Annotated in this window: 12 protein-coding genes; 2 read left to right on the top strand and 10 right to left on the bottom strand. The window is 55.4% G+C overall.

The window, feature by feature from the left end; translation table 11 throughout:
• Positions 1–30: 30 nt before the first annotated feature.
• Positions 31–1131, bottom strand: a complete 1101-nt coding sequence (locus ACKLNA_RS03295) for a polyamine ABC transporter substrate-binding protein (RefSeq protein ID WP_248741933.1) — start codon at positions 1129–1131, stop codon at positions 31–33.
• A gap of 253 nt (positions 1132–1384) precedes the next feature.
• Positions 1385–2791 (bottom strand): purine-cytosine permease family protein, encoded by a 1407-nt coding sequence (locus tag ACKLNA_RS03290; RefSeq protein WP_408984844.1) that lies wholly within the window; start codon positions 2789–2791, stop codon positions 1385–1387.
• A 322-nt stretch (positions 2792–3113) separates the two neighbouring features.
• Between ACKLNA_RS03290 and ACKLNA_RS03285 the strand changes: the two genes are divergently transcribed.
• Positions 3114–3599 (top strand): flavin reductase family protein, encoded by a 486-nt coding sequence (locus ACKLNA_RS03285; protein ID WP_408984843.1) that lies wholly within the window; start codon positions 3114–3116, stop codon positions 3597–3599.
• Between the two features lie 67 nt (positions 3600–3666).
• Positions 3667–4710, top strand: coding sequence for an LLM class flavin-dependent oxidoreductase (locus ACKLNA_RS03280; protein WP_408984842.1), 1044 nt, complete (start codon positions 3667–3669; stop codon positions 4708–4710).
• Between the two features lie 68 nt (positions 4711–4778).
• On the opposite strand, the gene ACKLNA_RS03275 is transcribed toward ACKLNA_RS03280, so the two are convergent.
• The 8 genes from ACKLNA_RS03275 to ACKLNA_RS03240 all read right to left on the bottom strand — a co-directional run bounded on the left by ACKLNA_RS03275 (position 4779) and on the right by ACKLNA_RS03240 (position 16962).
• Positions 4779–5087, bottom strand: coding sequence for a hypothetical protein (locus tag ACKLNA_RS03275; RefSeq protein WP_408984841.1), 309 nt, complete (start codon positions 5085–5087; stop codon positions 4779–4781).
• 369 nt (positions 5088–5456) lie between these two features.
• Positions 5457–5747 carry a hypothetical protein gene (locus ACKLNA_RS03270; RefSeq protein WP_408984840.1) on the bottom strand — a complete coding sequence of 97 codons (291 nt, stop codon included), beginning with the start codon at positions 5745–5747 and terminating at the stop codon, positions 5457–5459.
• A gap of 402 nt (positions 5748–6149) precedes the next feature.
• The gene (locus tag ACKLNA_RS03265; RefSeq protein WP_408984839.1) at positions 6150–6440 is read right to left on the bottom strand and encodes a hypothetical protein; all 291 of its coding nucleotides are present in this window, start codon (positions 6438–6440) and stop codon (positions 6150–6152) included.
• 133 nt (positions 6441–6573) lie between these two features.
• Entirely contained in the window at positions 6574–6969 is a 396-nt protein-coding gene (locus ACKLNA_RS03260; protein WP_408984838.1) for a DUF6911 family protein, read from the bottom strand.
• Positions 6970–7008: 39 nt separating this feature from the next.
• Positions 7009–7278, bottom strand: a complete 270-nt coding sequence (locus ACKLNA_RS03255; RefSeq protein ID WP_408984837.1) for a hypothetical protein — start codon at positions 7276–7278, stop codon at positions 7009–7011.
• A gap of 230 nt (positions 7279–7508) precedes the next feature.
• Positions 7509–7763, bottom strand: coding sequence for a hypothetical protein (locus ACKLNA_RS03250; protein ID WP_408984836.1), 255 nt, complete (start codon positions 7761–7763; stop codon positions 7509–7511).
• Positions 7764–8108: 345 nt separating this feature from the next.
• Positions 8109–8756, bottom strand: a complete 648-nt coding sequence (locus ACKLNA_RS03245) for a hypothetical protein (RefSeq protein WP_408984835.1) — start codon at positions 8754–8756, stop codon at positions 8109–8111.
• The gene (locus ACKLNA_RS03240) at positions 8746–16962 is read right to left on the bottom strand and encodes a DUF637 domain-containing protein (RefSeq protein WP_408984834.1); all 8217 of its coding nucleotides are present in this window, start codon (positions 16960–16962) and stop codon (positions 8746–8748) included. The genes ACKLNA_RS03245 and ACKLNA_RS03240 overlap by 11 nt, the downstream gene beginning before the upstream one ends.
• Between the last annotated feature and the right edge of the window lie 11 nt (positions 16963–16973).

Below are 16973 nucleotides of genomic sequence, written 5' to 3'. Positions count from 1 at the left end.
CGAGCGGGATTCGCTCCCTCGGCTTTGAACTTACTTATCGGACTTGATGCTGGTCCAGACCCGCGTCCGCACCCGCTCCAGTTTCTGCGGCAATGGCTGCACCACGTACAACGTCTTCAACGCCTCGCTGGTCGGCGTCAGGTTCGGGTTGCCGGTGATTTCCTTGTTGATCAGCGGCAGCGAATCCTTGTTGGCATTCGGGTAGCCGAGGAAGTCGCTGATCGAGGCGATGACCTTCGGATCCAGCAGGTTGTTGAGGAACTCGTGGGCCTCTTCAACGTTCTTCGCGCTCTTCGGAATGGCGAAGGTGTCGAACCAGATCGGCGCGCCTTCCTTCGGCAGACGCCAATCGACCACCACGCCGTTCTTCGCCTCTTTGGCGCGGTTGCCGAATTGGTAGAAGCTGCCGGAATAACCGATGGCCACGCAGATGTCGCCGTTGGCGATGTCGGTCATGTACTTGGCCGAGTTGAAGTAGGTGACATAGGGGCGAACCTTGAGCATCAGGTCCTTGGCTTTCTCATAGTCGGCCGGATTTTGGCTGTTTGGATCGAGACCGAGATAATGCAAGGCCAGCGGCAGGATTTCCGACGGCGAATCGAGCATCGCCACGCCGCAGGATTTCAGCTTTTCCATGTTCTCCGGTTTGAACACCAGATCCCAGCTGTCCACCGGCGCATTCTCGCCCAGCGCAGCCTTGACCTTGGCCGGGTTGAAACCGATCAGCACCGTGCCGACCATGTACGGCACACCGTACTGATTGCCGGGGTCGTTGGAATCGAGCAACTTGAGCAGCGCCGGGTCCTGGTGACTCCAGTTCGGCAACTTGGACTTGTCGAGTTTCTGGAACACCCCGGCCTTGATCTGGGTATCGAGGAACTGGTTCGACGGCACCACCAGGTCGTAGCCGGAGTTGCCGGTCAGCAGTTTGGCTTCGAGGGACTCGTTGGTGTCGAAGGTGTCCCAGGTCACTTTGATGTTGCTTTTGGCGGCGAAGTCCTTGGGCACCGACGGCAGGATGTAATCCGCCCAGTTGTATACCCGCAGTTCGCGCTGTTCGGCCTGGACGGCGCTGGCCAGCAGCGTCAGCCCGAAAACAGTAGCGCCCAGAATGCGTTTCATCGTGACCATATTGTGATTCCCCGAATGCAGCGTGAGTCGATGGTTTTTATGTTCTGTACACGGCAGCGGCTGTCAGGTCAGCCAAGGGCAAGGAAGGTGCAGCGTCTTGTTGTGGCTTCGATTCTTGCCGACAAGCGCACAAGACGCACAGTAGCCGATTGGCCAAAAGGGGATCGATATGGCCAATTTGAGTGACCGTCAGAATACTGAAACGACAATGCCCGGCGAGTGGCCGGGCATTGTTTGAACAGACGGCGAACAGTCAGTCAGTAAAACCCAATTTTGCCGCCCTACTCTGCTGCGTCTGCCCGCGCGTCGCCAGGCAGTAATACAACGGGCAGGTCACGATCAGGCCGACCAGCCACGACAGGTCCGCACCGTCCACCAGGTTGGCGTAGGGGCCGACATACAACGAGGTGTTGGCGAACGGCAACTGCACGATGATGCCGATGAAATAGGCAATGATTGCGTGCAGATTGAAGCGCCCGTAGATCCCGCCATCGGCGCGGAAGATCGAGGCGATGTCGTAGCTGCCGCGCTTGATCAGGTAGAAGTCGATCAGGTTGATCGACGCCCACGGCACCAGCACCAGCAGCAGCGCCAGAATCAGGCCGATGAACTCGGAGATGAAGTCTGCCGATGCCCCCAGCGCCACCACGCAGCAGCCCGCCAGCACGACGCTCGACAAAATCACCCGCACCTTGATGCTCGGCGTCCACTGGCTGGCGAAGGTCTGGATCGAGGTGATGATCGACAGCACCGCGCCATACAGATTCAGCGCGTTGTGGCTGATGATGTTGAGCAGGAACAGCACCATCAGAATCGACCCCAGCCAACCGGTGGACTGCTTGACCGCCGCCATCGCCTCGGTGCCCTCGGGTGTCGCCAGCACCGCCACCGCACCGAAGGTGAACGACAGAATCGTGCCCAGCGTGGCGCCCAGGTAAGTCGCGATAAATGGCTTGCTGATACCGATGTCCGCCGGCAGGTAGCGGGAATAGTCCGAGACGTACGGCGAGAAACTGATCTGCCAGATGATCCCCAGCGACACCGTCGCGAGCCACCCGGACAGATTGAAGCTGCCACGGGTGAAGAAGTCCGCCGGCAACTCATGGGCAAAGATGTAGATGAACCCGGCCAGCAACGCGCTGCCCATCACCCAGGTGCCGATGCGATTGAGCGTATGTATGAAGTTGTAGCCGATCACACCGATGGCCGTGGCGCTGAGGGCACCGATCAGAATGCTCAGCGGTGCAGGCACCGACGGCGCGATGCCGACAATGGACTTGCCGGCCAGCACGATGTTGGAAATGAAGAAACCGATGTAGATGATTGCGGCGAAAAACACGATCAACAGCGCACCGTAGCGCCCGAACTGGCCACGACTCTGCACCATCTGCGGAATGCCCATGCGCGGGCCTTGCGCCGACGCCAGGGCGATCACCACCCCGCCGATCATGTGCCCCAGCGCAATCGCCAGCAGCCCCCAGAACAGGTCGAGATGAAACACCTGAACCACCATGGCGCCGGTAACGATGGGCAGTGGCGCAATGTTGGTGCTGAACCAAAGGGTGAAAAGGTCGCGGGCCTTCCCGTGGCGTTCCGCGAGTGGGACGTAGTCGACCGTGTGATTCTCGATCAACGGATCTTGCCGGGACATCTGGGACATATATGAACTCGATTGGGTCTGTTCTTATCGTTGTATGAAGCCAAACCGGGGACGATCCTGGCCGCCCCTCAGATGAACACCATATTATGGTATTCCAACATTTTCACAAGACTGATCCGCTGTTTACGGCGGCAACTGATCCGGCATCCTCCCCGATAGCCAGGCTTTACGGATAGATGAAAGGCCCGTAAATGTTGAGTTTCCGACGAATGCACCACGTTTATCGTTTCACCAAAAAAGCGCTTGCAATCTATGTATTACGGTATACCATCAGACCCACAAACGAATAAAAACACGCTTCACCGCACTCGAGGATTGACCAATGATCGATGCTGCCGTCTACAAACAAGTCATGGGCTCGTTCCCGTCCGGCGTCACCGTCATCACCACGCTGGATGACGACGGCCAGATCGTCGGCCTGACCGCCAGCGCATTCAGCTCGCTGTCGATGGACCCGGCCCTGGTGCTGTTCTGCCCCAACTACAGCTCCGACTCCTATCCCGTCCTGATCAGGAACAAACGCTTTGCCATTCACGTGTTGTCCGGCGGACAGCAGAGCGAAGCCTACGCGTTCGCCCGCAAAGGCAAGGACAAGGCCCAGGGCATCGAATGGACACTGAGCGAACTGGGCAACCCGATCCTGGCCAACGCGACAGCTATCATCGAATGTGAGCTGTGGCGTGAATACGAAGGCGGCGACCACGCGATCATGGTCGGCGCGGTGAAAAACCTCATCGTGCCCCAACAGGACGCCGGCCCCCTGGTGTATTGCCACGGCAAGATGGGCGCCCTGCCCGCTTTCGCCTGATCCGCACAATTGCACTTAAACAGGCCGGCAAGCGACCGGCCGACCACAAGAGATTCGAGGTAGCGTCATGAAATTTTCCCTGTTCGTACACATGGAACGCTGGGACGAAAGCGTCAGCCACCGTCAACTGTTCGAAGACCTGACCGAACTGACGTTGATGGCCGAGGCCGGCGGTTTCAGCACCGTGTGGATCGGCGAACACCACGCCATGGAATACACCATCTCGCCGAGTCCGATGCCGCTGCTGGCCTACCTCGCCGCCAAGACCACCACCATTCACCTCGGCGCCGGCACCATCATCGCGCCGTTCTGGCACCCATTGCGGGTCGCCGGTGAATGCGCCCTGCTCGACGTGATCAGCAACGGCCGGATGGAAGTCGGCCTGGCCCGTGGCGCCTATCAGGTGGAATTCGACCGCATGGCCGGCGGCATGCCTGCTTCCAGCGGAGGTCAGGCGCTGCGGGAAATGGTCCCGGTGGTCCGCGCGCTGTGGCAAGGCGACTACGCCCACAATGGCGACATCTGGAAATTCCCCACGTCGACCAGCGTGCCGAAACCGATCCAGAAACCCAACCCGCCAATGTGGATCGCCGCCCGCGACCCGGACTCACACAACTTCGCCGTAGCCAACGGCTGCAACGTGATGGTCACGCCGCTGATGAAGGGCGATGAAGAAGTCCTCGACCTGAAAAACAAATTCCAGACCGCGCTGGACAACAATCCCGAAGTGCCGCGTCCGCAATTGATGGTGCTGCGTCATACCCACGTGCATTCAGTGGATGACCCGGAAGGCTGGAAGGTCGGCGCTAAAGCCATCTCACGTTTCTACCGCACATTCGATGCGTGGTTCGGCAACAAGGAAGTACCGGTGAACGGCTTCCTCGCTCCGAGCCCGGAAGAGAAGTTTGCCGGCCGTCCGGAGTTTGAGCTGGAGAGCCTGCACAAGACGGCGATGATCGGTACACCGGAAGAGATTATTCCGCGGATCAAGTACTACCAGGAACTGGGGGTGGATGAGTTCAGTTTCTGGTGCGACAACAGCTTGCCGCATGCGGAGAAGAAGAAGTCGTTGGAGTTGTTTATCAAGCATGTGGTGCCGGCGTTTAGATAAGTCTGCTGCCTGGCAAATGAAAACGCCCCGATAAATTCGGGGCGTTTTCGAATGGATTTGTCCCAGTATCAATACTGATAATCCAGAAAGAAAAATACAGCGTATAAAACAAAGGCGAAGACTGCCAGCGCAGCACGCCATTCGGGATCAGCATCTCTTCCCAACCCACCCGGGGCAATTGAAATGCTCGCACCGCAAAAGTAGCAGTAGACCCCCTGCGCAAACCACAGTTGAACCGCGAGCACAGTGAAAAAACGTCCCCAACTGCCATTGAACTGAAAATAACCGTTTATGAGTGCCGCCACCAACAAGGCCACACCTACACCGTGGCGATATTTGAAAAGCGCTGCAAACATTGAGCTTTCGGGATTACACATCAACCGCTCCATTAGCAGGATCGTGCCTGAGCTTTCGTTCCCGTTATTGTGAAGGAACAGAACCGCCCTTTTTCATCTTTCCTTTCAAACCCTATAGCCTGCGGACCTCATCAGAGCAAGCACGGTCTCATCGAATTGCTCGTCCGACATACCTCTAATTGATCTGACACTTTTCCAGTGCCATATCGCAGGCAGAACTTTACTGTCCAAGCGATCAAACCTCGCCAAGAAAACATTAGCCAATTCATATTTATCCATACTAGGCTCAGCCTTCCAGAACCCTATTAAATATCTTACTTGGTAGTTTTCCTTCAAGAATTTCCATTAATAAATTTACATTCTCCGAAAGCAATACATACAACTCCTTTTTTAAATTTGAATTGAAATCACATACCCCAAACCAAGTTCATTTTGCAAAGCCTCAGCCAAAAGCTTACCTTCCTCCCTAAACTTAAACTCCAAGACCTCACTCTTAAAACCTGAATTTGGTGGATAGTCCCTATCTAGAGTTTCATCGTACTTGGCAGCCCAAGCTTTCAAGCGCAAGTTAAGCGCATCAGAAATTGGAAGATCCAGAGGATCGATATCGCCATACTCATCGGGAGAAATATTCCATAAAGGATGACATTCGTAATCAGGCATCAATTTTATAAATTTCACTTAATTCTCCATCCTGGATTCGCGCCAACTATAAACCAATCACCGAATCAAATAAATCCATTTCCTTTTCTTAAAAGCATCAAAAACCCAATCAAGATAAAAACTAAAGAGGATCATTATTACGCCGACAGCGTCAGCGCATTAGATTCTGCGCGACTTGACCACTATCAAAGAACTGTTTGAATATCTCAACAACCCTCTCGAAATCCGAACTAATTTAATAAATCCGTCCCCTTTTACTAAGCGATCAAATCTCGCCAAGAAAACATCAGCCAATTCATATTTATCCATACTAGGCTCAGCCTTCCAGAACCCTATTAAATATCTTACTTGGTAGTTTTCCTTCAAGAATTTCCATTAATAAATTTACATTCTCCGAAAGCAATACATACAACTCCTTTTTTAAATTTGAATTGAAATCACATACCCCAAACCAAGTTCATTTTGCAAAGCCTCAGCCAAAAGCTTACCTTCCTCCCTAAACTTAAACTCCAAGACCTCACTCTTAAAACCTGAATTTGGTGGATAGTCCCTATCTAGAGTTTCATCGTACTTGGTAGCCCAAGCTTTCAAGCGCGACTTAAGCGCATCAGAAACTGGAAGACCCAGAGGATCGACATCGCCATACTCATCGGGAGAAATATTCCATAAAGGATGACATTCGTAATCAGGCATCAATTTTATAAATTTCACTTAATTCTCCATCCTGGATTCGCGTCAACTATAAACCAATCACCGAATCAAATAAATCCATTTCCTTTTCTTAAAAGCATCAAAAACCCAATCAAGACAAGAACTAAAGAGGATCATTATTACGCCGACAGCGTCAGCGCATTAGATTCCGCGCGACTTGACCACTATCAAAGAGCTGTTTGAATATCTCAACAACCCTCTCGAAATCCGAACAGACCATCGAACTTTCTACAAGCTCACCTTGTATGCAAATCTTCTTGCCGCTGCTCCCATCTCCGGAAAACATCCTAACATCGTAATCACTACCATCGTCCTCCCCAAGAGTAAGGACATATTTTCCTGCGTCTGCAACCACCTGTAGTGTCAAGAGTTCAAATCCGGCCAACTCATCAACATCCATCGTTATGCTTCCCGCGCCATGACAGGACTTCTTCAGTTGTGTTAAAACATCACTCCAGGAAGGGTCTCTTAACATGCCACCTTCGCATGATCGGCCAGAACCTACCACCCAAGATAAAGACCGTCGCATATTTTTACCTCGCCAGCTCAAAAGGGAACAGACTATTAATCAAACAACCCCATCTCCATGTATACCGAATTCTATAGAATCAATAATCCTTTGTAGTTTAACCGGATCTGCAGCCCCGCCAAAAAAGTACTCATTCCCTCCCAGATCCTTTAGATCGTCCGGAACGCCTTTCCAATAAAGTACAAAAAACCTCTCATCCAATACTTCTTCTAAAGCTCCGCCATCTTGAAATGTCGAAACTCTAATGTACGGTCCATAAATCTCGTCGACGCAAACTAATATCCGCTCACCGGTTTTCGAGTCAATCATCTCTTAAGTCCCACTTAAAACTGTGCCCCCTCCAAAAAAGGGGACGGATTTATTAAATCAAATAAATCCGTCCCCTTTCCTCGTCCCCTTTCCTCTCACGCTAAGCATGTTAAGTAAGTGCCATTCAAATCTGTCCCCTTTGACTCCAAGTTAAATAACTTTTTTCTTGTGAAAAACTGGACAAATTTATTGAATCATATAAATCCGTCCGGCTTTGCTGTTATTACAGCCTAGATAAAATCCTTCTCAACCAAAACAACTTCCCCTTCAAAATCAGAAACACCACTTACAAATGACAGACAACCATTATTTTCAACAACACTAAATCCACAAACACCACAGTCGAAATATACACCTACACATCCCTCATCCAAACCTTCGATTCGATATTCAAATATTCTGTGTATTTTCTTCCCAACAAAATCATTAAGCACAGGCATCCGCATCACAGGATAATCAACGTCACCACCCAAGCTTAAATTCAATTCAACCTCGGGCTCAGGCTCGTCGCTAGTAAATATCGCGACTCCCTCCCCAATATTTAGCGAACACCACTGAGACTTCTCAAGCTTGAAAAAAAGTACCAAAACCTCGCAGACCGGGATCCCATTCAAATAAAACGATCTGGCTCGAAACTCATTAAATTCCTCATTTAAGAACATAAATAACCCAATCAGAATTTACGACAAAAATGGGACAAGAACAAAAGGAACAAAAGGAACAAAAGGAACAAAAGGAACAAAAGGAACAAAAGGAACAAAAGGAACAAAAGGAACAAAAGGGGCAGATTTATTAAATCAAATAAATCTGTCCCCTTTTTTGTTTCTCACTTACTCTTTGACCCCACTCAAAAGTTCCTGCACTAAGATTGGCGACCCAATTGATACAACCCCCCTCTCAGGATCATCAAACTCACCCACCATTTTAAACAGCAGACCTTTCCCTTCACAGATCAAGCAGTAAAATTCCAAATCCTCACTTGCAATTCCAGACCAAGGCATAGATAAAGCAATATCGCCCCCTGCATCGCTAGGCAGCGCAACCATATAACAACGGTATCCAGCCAAAACCGTATCAACGACAGTTCGAACTGGCAACTCTGACAATCGTAGAGCACCGTAGAACTTTAATTTCCCATCTGCTTCTACCGTAACATCTTTCAAATCAGTCGCTTTAGGTATTTCAACCCCCTGCAACTTCAGTGCCCCCCACAACCCTCGATAGCGGATAATTCTCGTGTCTGACTGCCATGCGGAGCTACCAACCAGTAGCCAAAGCTCATACGCCGGCAACGACTTTTCAATAACATTAGCAATAAACTCTAATACAAAAACAATAGACTCACTCGATGTGCTTTCAACCAAAAAACTCGCAGCAGATAGCACATCTTTGACCTTCCCACTTTCTGATCGAATATTAATCACTTCGTTATCAACAGAGATATCTGGTGTACTAAAAATTTTAACTTCAGTAGTCATAGTGATTTCCGGACTCGTCATTAAAATGAGGACCTCGATTTTGAGGGTCTCCAGCGCCGTAGTCATGCCCCCCCGCGTCATCACGAATTCTTACTGTCCGCGTACCACCACCCGATTGAGGAACCTCAAATTCATACATAGTCCCTGGCTGAGGATTACCCCGTTTATCGAAATTCTGTGTTATCCGGGAAGGTTGCTGGCTTGTCGGAATGCCTGATTGACGTTTGGCTTCATTAAATGCACCACCTCTTCCCGCCCCGACAGGCGTCCAATTCTCTGGGGGAGTACCTTTTTCAGGTGCTCCTTTTGTATCAGTCGAACCTTTCCCAGATCCAAAACCTGGAATTGCACCAGCACCAACCTTGACTATTTCCGCGCCAATTTTGGTGAAGAAACCTCCGCCTTCTGAGTTTACGACTGCGGCCATAGAGTTGGTAGAGCGTAAATTTCCTTCTTGAACCTCTCCGACCCAAGCAGCAACCGACTTACCCTCATGCCTTAACTGCGCAATCAACGCAGACAATTTTTCGTCATCACCCACCAAGTCACGTGAAATGGTCTGGCAGGTTTCGACGGATTGCTTACACAGTTCATCTCGCTCAAGCTCTCGCAAAGCATTGAGGTCATCGTATTTCTGGCGAACGGCCTGCTTTTCTTCATCCGTGGTTTTGCTGTCCATTTCCGCCAGCATCTCTTTCACCTCACGGTGATAGAGATAGTTGTAGGTCGTAGCATTGCTGGCGATGTTGGACCCGAGCTGAACGTTCCCTCCTACCGCCGCAGCCCCGATGAGACCGGTTAGCTGCGAAAGCATCACGTGTAGATCGTCGTTTCCATTTGCAAAGCCAACCAGTGCATTCATTGCCACTTCGTTCAGACCAGCAGCCGCCGCCCCGGTGGCAAAATCCCCTCCCAGCGCTTGGGAAATCGCTCCCCCCATCAGCGCATGCGCTACGACTTTTACAACACCCCCTTCCGGAAACTTGATGGTGTTGTCACCGACCCAATTGAACCCGGTCGCCATCCCGACGGTGCCCGCCTCACCCACGAGCGCAGAGCCGAAGTTGCTCCCGAAGCTGCCGCCACCAGCAACAGTGGAAATGCCACTCGTTATGACCGCCCGCCCCGTTGTCCGAATCGCAACATCGGTAAAGTTGGAGCTGGTGAGAATGTTCGCGTTCTTGACGCCTCCCGCGGCTGCGTCGAACCAGTGCTTGTCCCCGTAATCGAGCACGCCCGCCGTAATACCGGCAATAGCGGCGTTCTTTAGGCTGTCTGCACTGAAAGTTTCCTTGAACGCAGCACCCAGGTTGCCCTTGTTGCTGATGGTGCTGGTCACAGCCGTGGTCGCCAGACTGGTGGCAATTGCACCAGTGGCGCCTCCGCTCACCAACGCCAACCCTCCTGGCCCCATGACAAACGACATCATGATCGCAATGGCGATTTGTGCTGCCGGCCCGACCCCCGAGTTGTCATATTTGAACGACTCGTGAATCTCCTTCACCAACCGCCAATCAACATCCCCCCGCGCTTCAGCATCCTTCAACCACGCCAACTGCGGATCCGCCTTGACCATGGTGTCGATGGTCTGGCTCACCGACTCCTGGTTCACATCCTTGATATCAATCTTCAGCCCATCAACCGCCTTCAACGCGATGTTGCCCTTGGCAATCATCTGGGTCTGGCGCAGGGTTTCGTCGGTGTTGCCGCGGCCCTTGGCCGATACCCACGCGGCGTTGTTGTTGGTTTTGGTGTGGCTCTCGTCGTGCAGATCCTTCACCCCTTCAAAGGTGATGGCACCGCCGCTGTCCAGGATGATGTCCTTGCCGCTATCGAGCTTGGCTACCTGGTAGTGCTGATCGCCTTTGCTGACCAGCGAGAGGTTGCCGCCGGTCTTGATCTCGGTGCCGACGTGGGTGATCTGGGTGACTTCGTCGCGCTGCAGTTTCAGGTTGCCGAAACCGCCCTTCTCCTTCATGTCGTAGAGGGTGTAGTCCTTGTTCTGCGCAGCCAGCAGGTTCAGGTCGTTGCCGGCGTAGACGTAGGCTTCATTGCCCGCGCTGATCTTGCTCGCCACCAGCGTCGTGTCGCGACCGGAGCTGGTTTTGACATCGCCACCAGCAATGAACTCGGCAGCCTTCTGGACGGTGTGGTTGTCTTCTTCGTGAACGCGTTTCTTGCCGTCCTTGCTGTGGGTTTCGACGTTGTGTTCGTCACCCGCCGAGGACAGGTAGATGTCGCGCTTGGCGTCGGCGGTCAGGTTGCCCTTGGCCTCGACGGTGCTGGCAAGGACGTTGAGATCCCGGCCGGCGTCGAGCTTCAGGTTGCCGCCGCTTTTCACACTGGAGCCGAGGTTTTCCACGGTGGTGGTGATGACTGAACGATGGCCGCCCTCGAACGATTCGTGCAGTTCGCTTTCGTTACGCGTCGCCAACAGGTTGATGTCGCGGGTGGCGCTCAGGGTGGCGTCGCCGCCGCTGCTGATGGACGAGGAGTTGACGAGATCGTTGCCCGACTTGATGGTCAGCGTGTCGCGTGCGCTGATGTTGCCACCTTCGTCCACCAGAGTGCGCATGCCGGCGCCGTCACGTACGGCGATGGCGGTGCGATCGTTGACGATGTCGCCCTTGAGGCTGGTAAGGCTGACCTGATTGCCGCGAATTTCACCGGCCAGCGCGTTGCGGATGCTGTCGGTGGCCATGAGCGTGATGCGCTCGTTGGCTTCGACCAGACCGCCCTGGTAGAGGCTGCCTTTGACGTCGACGGACAGATCCTTGGTCGCCTGCAACGTGCCGACGTTGACCAGATCATTGCCCGCGATCAGCTCCAGGTCGCGCCCTTGAATCAGACTGCCGCCGCGCACGTTGCGTGATTCGGCCTGGGCCAGATAGAGCACCGGCACCAGCACTTTCTGGCCGTCGACGATGCGCTCTTCCATCCACACGATGTCGTGGGTCAGCGCCGCCACTTGCTCGGACGTCAGGCTCACGCCCACGGACAGGTTCAGCTCGTTCTTGCTGGCGAGCGCGTTATCCATCAGATAACGGAACTGTTCGTAGTCGTTTTTCAAGCCACCGGCAAGGAAGCGCTGGCCGGTCTGGGCCATCACTGCATCGCTGATCAGTCGCGTCTCGTAGCGGCCATCGCCGAGGCGGCGAGCCGTTTCATCGGCGCTGAAACTGAGTTTAGCCAGCAGGTAATCGGAACTCATGAACGGCGCGGACTGGGTCAGCTCCGGGTTGGTTTCGATCAGGTAATGGCTCTGCGGATTCGAGCTCTGCACGAACAGGCCGTAGGGGCCTTTTGGCAGACGGAACGTCGAGGAAGCTGTCGGATCGACTGCGGCAAACGGCACGCCCTTGAAATCGACCGGAACGAAGCTGATCTGCTTCACCCCATCTGCGTCGACGCGTTCGATTCGGGTGACGTCTTTCGGCGCCTGGGCGCTGGCGTCGGTGCTGTGTTTGCCCAGGTTGATGTTGATGCCGCCGACCGAGGTCGTCTGATCGCTGGACAGCTTGCCGGTCAGTTGATCGTAGGTGTTGTCGTAGAGGGTGCCGTTCTGGATGCTGTGAGCGACGTCCAGTTTGACCTTGCCACCGGCCTGAAGCACCGACGAGTAGACCTTGTTGCCGTTTTCATCCCAAGTGGTGACATCGCTGGTCTGCAAGAAACGATCGTCACTGGAACGACTGACCAACTCGTTGAAGCGTTCCTCGTCGAAGTTGCCCGCTGCTGTCGCGGCGTTGAAAGCCGGGATGTCGACGAACTCCATCTTGTCCCAGAGGCTGTTGTCGATGTGCCCCGGTGTACCGATCTTCACCACCCGATGGCCCGAGCGCGACACGGCGCCCTGGTTCAGCAGGCTGTCGGCCGTCACGGTCAGATCGCCGTTCGCCGCCAGCAGGCTGTAGCGGTTTTCGACGTTATTGGCATGAAGAGTGAGGTTCTTGCCGGCGACAAACCGCGCCGCACGCGAGTCCTTCAAGACCTTGTCGTTGAACTCGGTGTTGATGGTGATGTAACCGCGTTTCCAGCCGTCACCGCCACCGCAGTGCTGAGCACAGACCCAGCTCAGGCTGCCGGACGACTGCCCCGAGGTGATTTCGAATTCGGCCTTGGCGTTTTCAAACGAAACGGCGTTGATGTCGATATCACCTTCGCCTTCGACGGTGCCCGACAGGTTACTGAACGACGCCGCCCGACCTCCGCCCACGGCGTCGAACGTCAACTTGCCGCGGCTGTAGATATCGCCATAGAAGTTGCTCAGGCTGTTGCCGTGCAACTCCATGGTGCCGCCGCTGAACAGCAGCGTATCGGGGCCGTTGCTGATGCCATTGGTGGCGTTGAACAGCAGATTGCCTTGAGCGCCCAGCGTGCCTTTGTTGTCGATCCGTGCAGCGGAGACCGTGAGGTTCTGGTTGGCAATCAGTCGGCCCAGGTTGTCGAGCGTGCCACGCAGGGTCAGCTCGGTGTCACTACCGCTGACCAGGCGACCGTCCTGCTGAATCAGGTCGTTGGCGCCGATAACGAGTTTCTGTTTGGCGGACACGCGCCCGCTGTTGATCAGGTTGCCGCCGAGAGTCAGCGTAAGGTCGCCGTCAGTGGCCAGTTCACCGGCGTTGTTCAGACTGGCGACGTTGAGCTTGAGCGCCGAAGCACTGACGATGCGATCCCCGGCGTTGAGGGTCAAATCCTGCGCACTGGTATAGGTCAGGCCACCGTTCAGTTGCCAGGTGCCCACGCCATTGACCGACGCGATATCCCAGACGCCGTTGCCCAGACCGGTGAGACTGCCTTGCGAACCGGTCAGGTTGCTGAGGTCCAGATCGAACAGCCCTTTTGCGGCGTGACGAACGCTGCCGCTGAGGTTATTGAGCTGGGCCCCGGCCAGTTCCAGATCCTCGCTGCCGATCTCGATGACGCCGTTCTGGTTGTTCAGGTTGCCGTTCAGTTTGATCTTGCTGGAGGCGCCGCCCAGTGCGCGGATCTGCCCGCCGGCGCTGTTGTTCAATTGACCGCTGATGAGTTTCAGATCGGTTGCCGATTCGATCAGCCCGCCCTGATTGAGCACCTGGCTGACCGCTTCGAACGCCAGTCGATTGCCGCTGATCTCTCCGCCCGCGTTATCCAGGCTGGAGCCATCGAAAATCACCTGATCTTTGCCGAACAGCTTGCCGGCATGGTTGGTCAGGCGTGTCACCGTCAGCTTCAAGTCACCCAGCAGGCTGGAAATCAATCCGGCCTTGCCATCGACTGCGCTGTTGTCGAGGTCGGCGCTGGTGATGTTCAGGGTGTCGGCCTGCAGCGTGCCGCCCTGGTTCTGCAGGCTGCCAGTGCCCAGTGCGAGTTCTGCGTGGCTGCCATTGGCGAGGATCGCACCCTGCTGGTTCAGCAGGGTGTTGCCGACAATTTTCAGGCCATCACTGCCGGCAATGATCTGACCCGCATTGCGGTTGTCGATGGACGTACTGGTGATGTCCAGACGTTTGCCGCGCAATGTGCCGCCGCGGTTATCGAGTTCAACCAGTTGCTCGAGCAGGAGGTGTTGCTCACCGGCGTCGACTACGCCCGTGACGTTTTTGAAGGCACCGGCGATGTTCAGCGCAATGTCACCGCCCGTGCCGACGATGCCGCCCTTGTCGCTGTTGTTCAGCTGTGTGGCGGTGACTTCGATGGTTTTGCCGAGCAGGACACCGGCGCTGTTGTCGACCGTGTCGCTTTCGATGTAGAGGTCGGCGTCGCTCTGGATCCGGCCCTTTTGATTGAGCAGTTGCGACTGGCCGGCAACAGCGTGCTTGAGAATAAACCGGGCACCGTCGACACCCGCCGCCAGCAGACCGCCCTCGCCGTTATCCAGGCTGGCGGCTTGCAGGTTGAGGCGATCGCCAATCACTCGCCCGCCACGGTTGTCGATGTGGCCATCGCGAGCGATCACCAGCAATTGTTGCGCGGCCAGCACGCCCTTGCGGTTGTCGATACTGCCGGCCTGGACGTCCGCGTCCCCCTTGCTGGCTTGCAGTCGACCCAAGGCATTGTTCAGGTGCTTGTTGACCACCAGCGTGAGCTGGCCGGTTTCGGCGCTGATCGCGCCTTTGTCGTTGCGGGTGAGATTGTCCAGCGTCGCATCGACGACACCGCCGAGCAGTTGGCCGTTGGTGTTATCCAGATCGCGGGCGGTCAGGTTCAGGGTCGTGTTGCCCTGAATCAGGCCCTGGGTGTTGTCCAGGTCTTCGCTGGCCAGCACGCTGTCATCGGATGAAATCGTGCCCTGGGTATTGTCGAGTTTGCCGCGACTGGTGACCTCAAGGGTTTTGCCGGTCAGGCTGGCATTACGGTTGTCGATGCTCCGGGCCGCGACGCTCAATCGATCGGAGGCCTGAATCTTGCCATCGTGGTTGGCGAGGTCCTGATCCAGCGTCAGGTCGATCTTGCCGTTTTCGGCACTGATGACCCCTTTGTCGCTGTTATCCAGCCGGGTGCCGGTTATCCGGATCGAATCGGCCGCCAATGTGCCGCCCTGATTGAGCAACTCGGCGCCCGATACAACGAGGTCGGTCTTTGCCTGGATCTTGCCTTTGCCATTGTTCAGACGTTCATGGGCGACGACCTTGGTTTCGCCCTGGCTGGCAGCAATCAGGCCGCCAGCGTTGTCGAGTTGTCGGGTATCGATATCCAGACGTCCGGCAATGATTTTGCCGTCGTCGTTTTGCAGCGCTCGTGCATTGAGCTTCAAACGGCCGCCGGCGATTTCGATTCGGCCCTTGCGGTTGTCCAGACTGTCGACGGAGAGCGTTGCCGCCTGGCCGTCGGCGAAGCGGATCAAACCACTGAGGTTGACGATTGCCGGGACGTTGAAGGCCAGGCTGGTCTCGCCATAAATCCGTGCGTCAGCCCCTTGGTTGACCAGGCGAGTGGCGCCCAGCGCGACGGTTTTGGCCTGGACGATACCGTTCTGGTTGTCGAGCAAACCTGCGGCACTGGCGCTCAGGGAGCGACTGGCCAACAGGCTGCCACGGTTGCTCACCGCGCCACTGTTGATGGCAACATCGCCATTGCCGTTACGGCTGTTGTCCGCGTTCACTCCGGCTTCGATCACGCCGGCGTTGGTCAGCGTGCCGCCGCTGGTGAGGCGTACGGAATCCCGTGCAGCGAGGCTTTGCTGGTTCACCAGGTCTTGTGCGGTCTGCACTGCCAGTTGCGTGCCAGCGTAAACCGCCTGTTGGGCTTCAAGACTGTTGGCCTTGATGTCGATCGCATTGCCGGCCGTGGCCTTGGCCATCGACAGTTGGCCATTGGCGTCGATCTGGATATCCCCGGCGCTGGCCGCCAGTTCGCCCGCCAGTTTCACGCCGACACCCGCCTCGGTGCCCACCAGTTTGATCGCGCCGGCATACATCCCGCCGAGTGCCGATGAGTCGATGGCCAGTTGCGGTTTGGCGCTGCCGTCGTCGGCCCGCGCAGTGGCGTTGAGCGTTTCGGCGTTTACATCGTTGCGACCGGTGGTGATGTTCAGGCGTTTGGCGTGGATCTGCGCGTTGATTTGCGCACTGCGGGTGATGATTTCAAAGCTGTCGACAGCGCTGGCGTCCAGACCTTTGCCGTCGATGGAGACGCTGCCCTGATCGACCTGGAAACGATCCAGACGTCCCGCGCCATCCAGCACCGGTTTGCCGGTGGTCAGGGTCACGCGTGGCGTATTGATGAAACCGCATCCATTACAGCTGATGCCATACGGGTTGGCGACGATCACCCGCGCCGATTGCCCTGCCACTTCGGTGTAACCGCGCAACTGGCTCGGACTGCCGCCGTTGACTTCGTTGAGGATGGTTTGCGCCGCAGCCCCACGCAGGTTCGGGTTGCCGAGAATGATCCCGCCCATTTGCGTCAGTTGGGTGCGACCGGTCGCGTTGTTGAGGATGACGCCTTGAGCGTCCACGTTGTAATCGTGGAACTGGTTGTGCGACAGCCCCGCGCCGTTGGGCGTGGCGATGTTGATGATCGGCACGCCGTTGCCGGCCCGGTCGAGCGTGGTGCCGGGCGCACTGACCACGATTCCGTCCGCTTGCGCCCACATGGGCTGCCAGAACATGACGTTGGCCAGCAGGAATGCCAGGCCACGTTTGGGCATGCCCCAGAAGTGATCGCGTTTTTTATAGGCAGCAGAAGGCTGCCTGGCCAGAAAGGCCAGGTGGCGAATGTTCATGTCAAAAACTC

It is taken from the genome of Pseudomonas sp. UV AK001 (assembly GCF_046097675.1).
Lineage (GTDB): Bacteria > Pseudomonadota > Gammaproteobacteria > Pseudomonadales > Pseudomonadaceae > Aquipseudomonas > Aquipseudomonas kribbensis.
This window is presented reverse-complemented; position numbering and strand designations above follow the sequence as displayed.

Coding starts and splice junctions, on each gene's coding strand:
- ACKLNA_RS03295 (WP_248741933.1), bottom strand. CDS start 1,131: ATGGTCACGATGAAACGCATTCTGGGCGCTACTGTTTTCGGGCTGACG.
- ACKLNA_RS03290 (WP_408984844.1), bottom strand. CDS start 2,791: ATGTCCCAGATGTCCCGGCAAGATCCGTTGATCGAGAATCACACGGTC.
- ACKLNA_RS03285 (WP_408984843.1), top strand. CDS start 3,114: ATGATCGATGCTGCCGTCTACAAACAAGTCATGGGCTCGTTCCCGTCC.
- ACKLNA_RS03280 (WP_408984842.1), top strand. CDS start 3,667: ATGAAATTTTCCCTGTTCGTACACATGGAACGCTGGGACGAAAGCGTC.
- ACKLNA_RS03275 (WP_408984841.1), bottom strand. CDS start 5,087: ATGTGTAATCCCGAAAGCTCAATGTTTGCAGCGCTTTTCAAATATCGC.
- ACKLNA_RS03260 (WP_408984838.1), bottom strand. CDS start 6,969: ATGCGACGGTCTTTATCTTGGGTGGTAGGTTCTGGCCGATCATGCGAA.
- ACKLNA_RS03255 (WP_408984837.1), bottom strand. CDS start 7,278: ATGATTGACTCGAAAACCGGTGAGCGGATATTAGTTTGCGTCGACGAG.
- ACKLNA_RS03245 (WP_408984835.1), bottom strand. CDS start 8,756: ATGACTACTGAAGTTAAAATTTTTAGTACACCAGATATCTCTGTTGAT.
- ACKLNA_RS03240 (WP_408984834.1), bottom strand. CDS start 16,962: ATGAACATTCGCCACCTGGCCTTTCTGGCCAGGCAGCCTTCTGCTGCC.